We start from the raw sequence: 11,424 nt of genomic DNA, 5'->3' as shown, positions 1-11,424 counted from the left end.
GATTGACTGCAGGAGCGATGATCGGGAAATGCACGGACGAAACGAAAGCCGGGTTCCAGCTTTCGGAAAAGCCGAAACCCAGCCTAGAACCCGACCTGAAGACCCAGGTTGTAGGTCCTGCCGAGCACGTCGAAGATGCCGCCGTTCGTATAGCTCGCACGCCCGCTCGTGCCGCCGACGCCGCCCGCGACCATCGGCGGATCCTTGTCGAATAGATTGCCGATGTAGAAATACGCCTGCGCTTGCGTGCCGCCCCACTCGAAGTCGTAGGACAGATTCACGTTCGTATACGCGCGCGAGGGCACGCCGTTGTCCTCGATGTCGATTCCTTCGACCCATAACATGTTGCGGACCGTGGAATCGCGGTAGCGGGTCTGCCACGTCAAGCTGAACGGACCGCGGTTGTACGTGAGCGAGGCCGTCGCGAGCCACTGCGGATATTCCAGCTCCCCGGCTTGGTTCAGCGGCTCGACGCCCGCGAAAGCGAACGAGACCTCGTCGAGATAGTTCGCGAACAGGCGGAGCTGGATCGACTCGTCGTTGCCGCCGATGAACTCGATCGGCCGCGCGTAGCTGACCTCGAGATCCGCGCCCCTCGTGACCGCCTCGGCGACGTTCACGAAGATGTCGAAGATGTTGAGGATGAGCGGCGGATCCGTGTCGAGGCGGGTGATCAACGCACAGATGTCCTGAGCGCCCTGGATATAGCACCGATCGATGATCTCATCCGGGCCGAGCTGATCGATCGCATCCGTGATTTGGATGTCGTAGAAGTCGATCGACATGCTCAAGTTGTCCGCCCACGCGGGTTGCCAGACCATGCCGATCGTCGTGGTATCCGCGAGCTCCGGCCGGATCTCGGGGTTGCCGCCCACGGTGAGCTCCGCAATATAGGGAGGCGCGTTCGGCAGCAACGGGTCGTCGCCGGTGCCGATCGCGGCGCCTGCGGTTTGCGTGTCGAACCGCTCGGACAACGTGCCGGCGCGCGTATCCCGCGACCAGGTGCCGCGGAAGCGCACCGTATCGGTCGCCTGCCAGTCGAGACCGGCCTTCCCGGCCCAGACGCCGCCGCTGCCGGCGTAGTCCGCGTAACGCGCGGCCAGGTGAAGGTCCACGCCGACGCCCTGGGTGCTGCCGAGGATCGGGATGATCGACTCCGCATAGACCTCCCAGACGTCGAACTCGCCTTGAATCACGCCTTCGCTGTTCGGGTTGCCGGTGTAGAAAACGCCTCGCCCCCGAACGAATCCCGGCACGCCCCTGATCGGTATCCGATCCGCGGGGTCGAGGAAGCTGCTGAAGACGCCGAAGGCCGCCATGTTGCGCGGATCCCGCTCCGTGCCGAATGCGGCCTGCTTCATCCACTCTTCGCGGTAAGAGAATCCGCCGCCGAGCGAGATCGGCCCCGTCGACCGGTTCTCGCCCAACGTCGTCTGCAGCGTCACGTCGAAGATGTCCTGCCTGAGCTTCAACCGGTGGTAGGCGCCGCTCCCCGCGATGTAATCGACGACTTCTTGCGGCAGGTCGAGGCCGAACGGATTGAACGGGATGCATTTCGAGTTGCTCTCGGGGTCCGCGAACACGTTGATGTCCGGCCCCTCCATGAACCGGCTGACCTGCGCTTCCTCCTCGGGCGTGAGGCCGCCGAAGGCAGGAATGTTCGCGCGGCACGCGATTCGGCCCGTGTCCGGATCGATGGCCGAATCGAGCGCGCGATAGAAGCGATCCGTGCGCGGCAACCGGTAGTTGGGGTTGTAATCGGCGTACTCGATGTTCTCGCCCCACTGGTAGTACGCGCTCAGAAGCAGGTCGTTGCCGATTTCGCCTTCGAACCCGAACGTGAGCGAGGTCGTATCGTCCTCGACCCGGCGCGTGGCGGCGAACTGGTCGTAGACGCGATTGAACGGCACGCTCTCGAGCCCGAGATCGATCATGCGCTCCCGCACGGATTCCGGCAGGTAGGGATTGTCGACGAAGATCTCCGTCGACCAGGCCGGCGCGAAGCCGGTCGGCACGGGCGTCGAAGTGACGGAGTGATACCCTCTGAGCGCCTGCACGAAAACCTGCCGATCGCCGCCGCCGAGGTCGTGCGAGTAGTACGCAAAGAGACTCTTGCGCTCGTCGTCCGGCGCGAGGGATTCCCAATCGACGGTCATATCGGGGTCGCCGCCGCCGATCATCACGCTGCCGTGCACCTCACCCATCGGCAACGCCACGGCCTCGCCGTCGATGAATTGCGTGCCGGCGAGCGGCCCCGAAGGAATGATCCCGCCCTTCGTGATCGTGGTCGAATGGACGTCGCGGGCGTAGAACCGCTGCGGCGTTCGACCGGGCTCGTTGATCAGGGCCCAGCCCTGCTGCCCCCAATCGCGATCGTGCAGGCCATAGACGCCGTCGACGTTGTAGTAATCGAAGGACGTGATCAGATGGCCGTTGTCGCCGATCCGAGTGCCGGCGGCGAGCTCGACCTGCTCGCTTTGGTGGTCATCGCGGGCCGTCTGCCCCGTCTGCACATTGCCTCTGAACCCCTCGAAGTCGGTGTCGAGGATGAAGTTCACGACGCCGCTGATCGCATCCGAGCCGTACGCGGCCGACGCGCCGCCCGTCACGACCTCGACGCGGTCGATCAAGGCCGTGGGTATCATCGCGATATCCGTCGTGGCGGTCTGCTTGCCGCTGACCATCCGCCGGCCGTTCAGCAGCGTCAGCGTGCGGTTCGACCCGATCCCGCGCAGGTTCGCGCTGTTCGAGCCGCCGGTGGTGAAGATGCTGCCGGTTTGCGACGTGTCGTTGTCCCGAAACTGCGGCAGCTGATCGAGCGCGTCCATGAGCAGCGTGGGCGCCATCACGCGCAGCTCGTCCCGCTGGACGGCCGTGACCGGCGTCGGCGTCGACATGCCGTCTCGGCGCAGCCGGGATCCGGTGACCAGGACTTCCTCGACCTGCTGTTGGGCTTGCTCTTGAGCCTCCGCCACGCCTCCCCACGCGGACAGGGCAGCGACCGCTCCGATGGTGAGGGTTCTTGGCTTGCGGGCGCGGACGCACAACGAACGCACGGCTTCCGCCAGGCTGGAACGATAGTACATAGCTGCGACCCCCTTTCGAGCTACGTTATCGTGTTGTTCTATGCCCTTTTTACATCTGTCAAGATGGCCTTGCAAGCCATACGATTTCGTCTTCGGGGTTTTTCGCAGACGAAATCTTAGCAGCGCTAATTAACGCGGACGGAAGGCGCGGCGGGGGTGCGGGGCGAGCGCGAGGTCGCCAGGTGCGGCGAACGCGAGGGCGTCGGTGCGGCGAACGCGAGGGCGTCGGTGTGGCGGGCGCGTGGGGGTCGCGTGTGGCGGGCGCGTGGGCGTCGCGTGCGGCGGCCGCGAGGGCGTCGGGTGGCGGCGGCCGCGCGGACTCCGGTGCGGGCGGCCGTTTGCTGCCGACCGCCTGGCCGCGTCGCGTCAGCCTCCCGACCCTCCCGTCACGGCGGCCGGCCGCTCGGGCAATTCGGGCCGCTCGACGGGGGGTACACCCGGCCGCGAATCCGTGGGGAGCACGAGGCCGCGATCGGCGGCGCCGCGAACCACGCTCTCGCGATTCTCTCGTGCCGTCTCGGCGATCTCCGCTGCAAGCTCGGCGCCCCGTTCCTGAGCGGCCGCGGCCCGGTCGAGGCCGCGCCCGCGGTTCTCCTCCGCGCGCCGCAACGCTTCTTCCCGCCGCGCGGCCGCTTCCGCGCGCCGCGCGTTGGCCGTGGCGAGACCGTCGGCACTGTGAAGCACGCCCTCCTCGGCGGCCGGATCGGGGAGCTCCAGCGTATGGGTCACGACCGACGGCAAGTCGTCGGGGTCCTTTATCAGGGTCATCGTCAGCTCGGGGTCTACTTCCTGAGCGAGCGCCGAGCCGCACCAGACGAGCATCCCCAGGCACGGTACCCCCATCATGCGTACCCACTCCATTTTTTTTTGTCTCCTTATCGTCGAGGCCGTACGTCGGTGCGCTGTTTTTCCGCGTCTGCCTAATGGCTAAAACGACTGAAAAGAAGTTGCGTTCCAGAAATTTGACTTAAGCTCCTTCGAAATCCGGAACGACTCCGCCCGCGGGGCGGGCCTTCCCGCCAGGCCCGGAGCTTACCGCGGCGATACGCGCGCGTGTATCGTCTCGAGCCAAGTGACGGACCTGGTCGAGCAAATTCTCGGCCACGAGCGAATGATCCCAGCGCTTTACAGGCCGGCACGCAGTGTCTATCGAGGGCTGACGCGGTATCGACGGGGCCGAGCCGCGAGGAGCCGGTCGACCACGTTGCGCGTGATTCGGTCGACGCGAGGCTCGCCCGCGTCGAGCACCTGCGCCCAGTCCGTCGTGCCGGCGGTGAACACCGTGCCGCCGTGCGTGAAGACACCGATCGTCGCGGCGTGAATGCCGGCGCCGGCCGGATGTGCCTCGCGCGGCGGCAGCTCCTGCCAATTGCCGTCGAGCACACCGACCGCGAGCGGCGTGAAGGCTCGCGGCGTGCCGCTGCGCTCGCTGTCCGCCGCGAGGCGCGCGATGCCGGTCGCCTCGTCGAACGCGTCGAGCGGCGCGCCGTCGCACTCGTAGCCGACGAGCGGCGGCGACGAGTCCGCGCCGAAACGCTCGCCGCGACCGAGGCCGGTCCCAGCGAACGCCCAGTGCGTCGGGTCCTGCACGGCGAAGCCGCCGGTGCGCCGCGGACCGTCCCACCAACCGCCGCCGTGCCGGTAGCTTACGCCGGTCAGCGAATCCTCGGGACGATTCGCGCCGGTCTCCGGCCACCAATGATCGAGCGCACCGCGGGGGCCGCCCTGATGACAGACGATCGCCGCGCCGGCGTCGACCGCGTGAATCCGCCACCAGCAGACGTTCGCGCCGAAGAACGCGACGTTGCCTCCGCGCGCGACGAACGCTTCGACCGCATCGCGCGCAGGCTCGGTCCAGTACTCGTCGTGCCCGACGCTGACGAGCAGCCGGTGGCGCTCGAGCAGACCGGGATCTCCATGGATGTCGAAGTCGGTGCAGAACTCCGGCGCGTAGCCGTTGCGAGCGAGCCAGCGGATGAAGCGCGCGTCCCAGTGCGCGAACGTCTGCCGCAGCGAGGTCGGATCGTAATGATCGGCCGCGCCCCAGACGTCGCCGCCGATTCCGCCGCCCGGCCGATGCAGCGACACCTTGCTGCCCGGCGGCGTCTCAGAGCGCGTCTGATGCTCGTAGAAGCACCCGCCGCCGGTCGAGTTGTAGGCGTGATACGTCGCGAGAGGGATCTTGTAGAGCAAAGCGCTCTCACCGGCGCCGCGCACGACGAAGAGCGCGGCGCCCCGGTCGCTCCACGCGCCCGGACCCGCTTCGGTCCACGGCTCGTGGGTGCCGTGCTCCTGAAGATGCGCAACGTACACGCCCGAAGGCCAGTCGCGCGGGATCTCGAACGGGTACGCCGGCCAATCCCAGTCCTCCGCCGCGCCGCGCGGCTCGGCCTGCCGCCCCGGCAGCCGCGCGGAGCCGCCCACAGGTTCGAAGCGATCGACGAAGCGATAGAACCGGATCCGGAAGCACGGCGCGTCGGTCGCGACGTGCAGCACGAGCGTCTCGCCGGGCGCGACGCTCGCCGGCCGGGGATAACCGCGGATCATCGCGGGCAACAGGCGTCAGTTGCCAAAAATGGTGGCTGGCACCCCTTTTCGTAAAATGGTGTCTGACGGCTTTTTCGGGGTGACGAGATAGGGCGGCATCACGAGCGCGTGCATCGGCGTGCGGCGGAACGTCGCGACGGCCTGGGCCGGCGTCTCGACGATCGGCTCGTCCCTCGTGTTGAACGAGGTGTTCAACAGCACCGGCACGCCCGTCCGCGCCGCGAACAGCTGGAGCACAGCGCGGAGAAACGGATCGTCCCTCTCGCCGACGGTCTGCAGCCGCGCCGTGCCGTCGACGTGCGTGACCGCCGGGATCACGTCCGCCGCCTCCGGCCGCACCGGCGCCGCGAACTGCATGAAGGGCGACGGCCGCTCGATGTCGAAGTAGCGGTGCGCCTCTTCGAGCAGGACGACCGGCGCGAGCGGGCGGAACCACTCGCGCCCCTTGACCTTCGAGTTGATCCAGTCGCGGACCGCTCCGATGCGCGGATCGCCGAGGATGCTCCGATGGCCGAGCGCGCGCGGCCCGAACTCGCTGCCGCCCCGGTAAAGGGCAACCACGTTCCTCGTGCAGAGCAGGTCCACGACGCGCGCAAGCAGGTCCGTAGGCTTCTCGACGACGAGATCGTCCGCGCCGCCGAGCGCCGCCGCGATCTCCTCTGCGGTGGGCTCCGGTCCGAGGAAGTCGTGCTCCCAGCGGTAACCGCAATCCACGCCGCAAAGCTCGGTCAGCCCGTATATCGCGCACCCGAGCGACGTCCCGGCATCGCTCGGCGCCGGCGGGATGAACACACGGCGGAACGGCGTGTCGCGCAGCAGCCGATCGTTCGCGCAGCAGTTGAGCGCCGTGCCGCCGGCGAAGCAGAGATCGCTCGCGCCGGTGCGCACGTAGACCCAGCGCGCGACCTCGAGCAGCGCTTCCTCGAACGCGCGCTGCCCGGCCGCCGCGAGATTGGCGGTGTCGGCGAAGCGGCTGCGTCCGCTCTCCGCATAACGAAAGCGCTCGCGTTCGCCGAGGATGCCGCGCCAAGCGTCGGGGATCGTGACAATGGCGCCGTCGATGTCGAGCGCCGGCAGGCGGAGGGCGTTCGGATCGCCGTGCGGCGCGAGACCCATGACCTTCCCCTCGTTGCCCTCGCCGGGAAAGATCGCCTGCGTCAGCAGAAAGTAGAACATGCCGAGGCCGACGAGCCGGCGCTCGTCGCAATCCCAGAGCTGCTTGCCGAGGCAGTAGATGCGGCCGCGCTCGGCCGCATAGAAGGACGACACCTCGCGCCAATGGCCCGGAAAAAACGCCGCGTCCGACCATGGCTCGGTGAAATCGCGCACCGGGCTTCCCTGCCCGTCGACGATCATCACGGCCGCCTCGTCGAACGGCGACGTGTGGAAGACGCTGTAGAGATGCGAGAGATGATGCGAGATGCGCGCCCGCTTCGCGTCCGGCGCGAGCTTCAGCGTCGTACCGATCTCGCGTTCGTATTCCGGCAGCCTCTCGAGCTCCTTGTCCGACGAGTAGCATTCGACGAGCACGTCGATCGGCTCGTCGAGGCACCGAAGGTTCGGCGCATAGAAGCTGCGCAGATCGTCCAGCTTCCCCCAGTGATGCTTCTGCCGCGTTAGCCTTTCCTTCTGGACCGAGCAGACGACGCGCGAGCCCTGCATCATAGTGATGCTCGCGTCCTGCGTGCGGTTTATCCCGAGGATCGTCGGCGCGTCGTCGGGCATTTCGTCCTCCTTACCCCGTCAAGCGAGGGCATTCCATCGAAACCCCCGATCGCTTCGTTCGATGCGGCCGAGGCCGGGCGGCTCGGCGTGGGGAAAGATCACGAGGGCCTCGCGCTCGGCTGCGAAATCGAAGAGCGAGGCGCGCGTGCGCGGTGTCGTATCCGGGTGCGTATCGAGCTCGGTGGTCCACTGCGGCTGCGAGACATGGAGCGGGTGGTGGCAGAGATCGCCGAGGAAGATCGCCGTTCGGCCTTCCGATTCGACGACGACGCTCGCGTGCCCGGGCGTATGGCCCGGCGTCGGGAGCACGCGTACATCCGGCGCGATTTGCAGCTCGCCGTCCGCGAGCGCCAGCATCTCGAGCCGGTCGAGCAGCGCGACTTGCTCGGCGAATTCGTGAACGCGGCCCGCAGGGCCGTTGAACCACTGCCAATCCCCGCGGCCGAGCACGTAGCGGGCGTTCGGGAACGCCGGTGCGCGAGCGCCGTCGGCGCGCACGACCGTGTTGCCCTTGATGTGGTCGCCGTGCGCGTGCGTGTTGATCACGGCCGTGACGTCCTCGGGCCGGCGTCCGGCGCGGGCGAGCTCTTCGAGCAGATGTCCGGTGCGGCCGCCGTGGGTGTCGGCGCCGTAGCCCGTGTCGATCACGATCAGCTCGGTGCCGGTGTCCACGAGGCCGCAATTGTGGCCGACCTCGATCTTCCCTTCCGCGTTCGGGCGCACCTCGTCGCGCCACAGACGCTCGGGGACGTTCGAGAAGAATGCCTTCGCCGCAAACGGTAACGTGCCGTCCTCGAGGACCGCGAGCTCGACCCTGCCCAACGACAAACGGTGCAATTCCCTTTACCTCGCCGCGGCGCACGGGTCTCGTGGGCCGCGCAGCCGGTCGTACGGAACGACGGCCCATGCAATTTTCAAACCACGGACCGACGAGGAAAAAAGGCACGTTCAGCGATCGGCCCCGGTGTGGGACGCCGCATGTCGCGGCAAGGGCAGGCATCGCGATCGCACGGGCAGGCCGGCGTCGCGATGCCGCCCGCAAGCTCTAGGGCCGTTGTGACACCTCGGGCCGAGGCGCACGACCGCCGTCGACCATGCGGTGCAGCGCCTCGACGGTGAGGAACTCCCTCCGAAGCACGCGGAACTCCTCCCTCGCCGCCCGCCAATGCTTCTGCGGGAGCGGCCCGTCGAGATCCAGGTTCTCGAACCGGGGAGAACGGGTCATCTCGTACAGGTCTCGCGCGAGCTCGGCGTGGGCGTCGGCGGAGTCTTCGTGGAGAGCCAGCTCGAGCACCGCGGCCATCTTTGCGGAGACATAGGCGCGGTTCTCGCGCTCGGGCGCCGTCAGGATCGCGCGAAACGTCGCGAAGAGATCCTGATTCGGCACGGCTTGAAGACGTCCGAAGGCCGTGCAGCAGCGGGCAAGGACAATGTCCCGTATCGTGGTCGGCAGCCGCTCGACGAAGCGCAGCAGGACCGCGTCGGGCGATTCTTCTTTGGGTTCCACGCTCAAGTTTTTCATCTTCCCTGGTTCCGATTGAAGAACGAGTGGCCGAACGAACGTCTCGGCGCGCACCACCGCAACACAAACACGTGCGGGCGGCGCCGAAGTTGCATCGGTACCACCACGTATTGACGTGGCCGTACCCCCGTCTATTCCCTGGCCGCTCAGCGTCCCTTGCCGCTCGCCGCGTGCGCCCGGCGTTGCGTCGGGGCGACACTGCGCAGGTGTCGCTGCGCGCGTTGCCTGCCGCGGAGCCTTCTGCCATTCTGCGCGCCATGCGAGCGGGCATCGATGCGGCGAAAGACCTACTCGAGGTCGCACGAGATCGGTCCTTCGGAACCGTGCTCGCCGATCCGCCGTGGCGCTTCGTGAACCGCACCGGCAAGATGGCGCCCGAGCATCGCCGGCTGTCGCGCTACGGGACGATGACGCCCGACGAGATTGCGGCCCTGCCCGTGTCGAGGATTGCGGCGAGCACGGCCCACCTCTACCTGTGGGTGCCGAATGCATTGCTCCCGGACGGGCTGCGAGTCCTGCAGGCGTGGGGATTCCAGTACAAGTCGAACATCGTCTGGCACAAGCTCCGGAAGGACGGCGGCAGCGACGGCCGGGGCGTCGGGTTCTACTTCAGAAACGTCACGGAGCTCGTCCTCTTCGGCGTGCGCGGGAAGAACGCGCGAACGCTCGGCCCCGGCAGGAGGCAGGTCAACTACATCGGCGCCCGCAAGCGCGAGCATTCGCGCAAGCCCGACGAGCTCTACGAGATCATCGAAGCCTGCAGCTTCACGCCTCGGATCGAGCTCTTCGCGCGCGGCACGCGCCCGGGTTGGACCGCGTGGGGCAACCAAGCCGAGTCTTACGTACCCACGTGGCCGACGTATTCGCACAACTCCGCCGCCGAGCGGCAGATGCCGGCGAGCGGCGGAGACGGTTGATCCTCGTCCTCGAGAAACGTCCATGCAGTCGATCATGTCAGCCATCCGGAGCCTCCTGCTCGGCGCCGGGATAGCGCCGCTATTCCTTGCGACCGCGCACGCCCAAATCGACGACTCCATCCGCGGCGCCCCGAGCGAAGCCAATCACTTCATCGCGACTCCGGCCGGGTGGCGGCACCCGATGACGCCCTGGGGCGAGCCCGACATTCAGGCGACGCTCGACATGATGCAAGCCTCGCGCCTGCCGCTCGAACGGTGCGCCGATCGTTACTCCGTGCGGCGGCTACCCACGTTCCTGTTCGGCCCCGAGCCGGGAGCCGGAGGCGGCGGATCGATTGCGCGGCCTTGCGACATGACGAAAGCGTGGCTCACGGAGGAGGAATACGAGCGGCGCATGCAGGAGTGGCGCAGCCGAGCCGACGCTAGCAGGCAGGCGCTCGCGGAGGGTGATCTCGGCGCGTCCATTCGCACGGGACTGGTCGACCCGAACATTCCGCAACGGCAGACGAGCCTCATCGTCGATCCGCCGACCGGCCTGCTGCCCGCGATCACGCCGGAAGGCAAGCGCCGCGCGCTCGAGATGCGCAGCGGCTGGACGTTGCCGGGCGAGAACCACACGTACGACTGGGCCACGGACTTCGACAGCTGGGACCGGTGCATCACGCGCGGCATGCCCTCGTCGATGATGCCCTATCGCTACAACGGCGGGTTCAGGATCATGCAGGCGCCGGGGTACGTGGTCTTCCAGCTCGAGATGATCCACGAAGCCCGCGTCATCTTGACGACCGACGTCGCCGAGCTGCCGCCGGAGATCAAGCAGTGGATGGGCGAGTCGCGGGGCCACTGGGAAGGGACCACGCTCGTCGTCGAGACGACGCATTACAAGGAAGGCCCGCCGATGATCAACCTCGCGGTCGTCGGCTCGCCGCCGGGCAACCGCTTCCCGTATAGCGACCGGATGAAGACGACGGAGCGCATCGTCCGGCTGAACGACGACTGGTGGCTCTACGAGATCACGACCGAGGATCCCGTCGTGCTCGAGCGTCCGTTCACGGTTCGCTATCCGATGCGCAACGATCCGGACTACTTCATGCCGGAATACGCCTGCCACGAGGACAACACGATCGTCCGCAATTACATCGAGACGAATCGCTACGAGAGGACGCACCCGACGCCGATCCCGGAGGAGCCCGCCGAGGTCTCGCCGGAAGTCGCCGACGCGCTGGCGGGACGGTGGGTCGGCCGGCCGCGAGTCGTCACGCTCGATCTCGATATCGAGCTCGAGTTCGAGAAGAGGGGAGACCGTACGGTCGTCGGCCGATTGGTCGGCACGACCCTCGGGGAGATCGACGAGCCGCTCCGAAGCGTCAGCATCGAGGGCCGCTCGATGCGGTTCGAGCTGCCGAACTGGCAGCCGTGGGGCTTCGCCGGCGAGCTCACCGACGAGGGCGAGATCGTCGGCGTCGTGAGCAGCGTTCAGGGCGGCGTGCCGGTGACCTTCGAGCGAGCGTCCGCCGCCGTCCGGTGACCCGAACGGCGGCGCGATGACGCGCCGGCCGCAGTCTCGATGTTCCGCGCTCCTGCAGCTCGCGCGCCGCGGCGCGGAGCTGATCTCGGTCGACAAGAC

Annotated in this window: 8 protein-coding genes; 2 read left to right on the top strand and 6 right to left on the bottom strand. The window is 67.6% G+C overall.

Features of this window, described 5'->3' with window-relative positions:
* Positions 1–83: 83 nt before the first annotated feature.
* The 6 genes from VF329_02445 to VF329_02420 form a co-directional block, all read right to left on the bottom strand.
* Positions 84–2,975 (bottom strand): TonB-dependent receptor, encoded by a 2,892-nt coding sequence (locus VF329_02445; protein ID HEX7079856.1) that lies wholly within the window; start codon positions 2,973–2,975, stop codon positions 84–86.
* 477 nt (positions 2,976–3,452) lie between these two features.
* Positions 3,453–3,947 (bottom strand): hypothetical protein, encoded by a 495-nt coding sequence (locus tag VF329_02440; protein HEX7079855.1) that lies wholly within the window; start codon positions 3,945–3,947, stop codon positions 3,453–3,455.
* Positions 3,948–4,232: 285 nt separating this feature from the next.
* The gene (locus VF329_02435) at positions 4,233–5,633 is read right to left on the bottom strand and encodes a N,N-dimethylformamidase beta subunit family domain-containing protein (GenBank protein ID HEX7079854.1); all 1,401 of its coding nucleotides are present in this window, start codon (positions 5,631–5,633) and stop codon (positions 4,233–4,235) included.
* 15 nt (positions 5,634–5,648) lie between these two features.
* Entirely contained in the window at positions 5,649–7,358 is a 1,710-nt protein-coding gene (locus tag VF329_02430; GenBank protein ID HEX7079853.1) for a carbamoyltransferase C-terminal domain-containing protein, read from the bottom strand.
* Between the two features lie 18 nt (positions 7,359–7,376).
* Positions 7,377–8,195 carry an MBL fold metallo-hydrolase gene (locus VF329_02425; protein HEX7079852.1) on the bottom strand — a complete coding sequence of 273 codons (819 nt, stop codon included), beginning with the start codon at positions 8,193–8,195 and terminating at the stop codon, positions 7,377–7,379.
* 208 nt (positions 8,196–8,403) lie between these two features.
* The gene (locus VF329_02420; protein HEX7079851.1) at positions 8,404–8,865 is read right to left on the bottom strand and encodes a hypothetical protein; all 462 of its coding nucleotides are present in this window, start codon (positions 8,863–8,865) and stop codon (positions 8,404–8,406) included.
* Positions 8,866–9,137: 272 nt separating this feature from the next.
* Here VF329_02420 and VF329_02415 point away from each other — a divergent pair, with 272 nt between their 5' ends.
* Both VF329_02415 and VF329_02410 read left to right on the top strand, forming a co-directional pair.
* Positions 9,138–9,797, top strand: coding sequence for an MT-A70 family methyltransferase (locus tag VF329_02415; protein ID HEX7079850.1), 660 nt, complete (start codon positions 9,138–9,140; stop codon positions 9,795–9,797).
* A 22-nt stretch (positions 9,798–9,819) separates the two neighbouring features.
* Complete coding sequence (locus tag VF329_02410; protein HEX7079849.1) at positions 9,820–11,325, top strand: hypothetical protein; 1,506 nt, start codon at positions 9,820–9,822, stop codon at positions 11,323–11,325.
* Positions 11,326–11,424: the final 99 nt, after the last annotated feature.

This window comes from Gammaproteobacteria bacterium (assembly GCA_036381015.1).
In the GTDB taxonomy this organism is placed as follows: Bacteria; Pseudomonadota; Gammaproteobacteria; order Steroidobacterales; family Rariloculaceae; genus ZC4RG20.
Note: the sequence above shows the minus strand (reverse complement) of the source record. Positions and strands in the feature narration are given on the sequence as shown.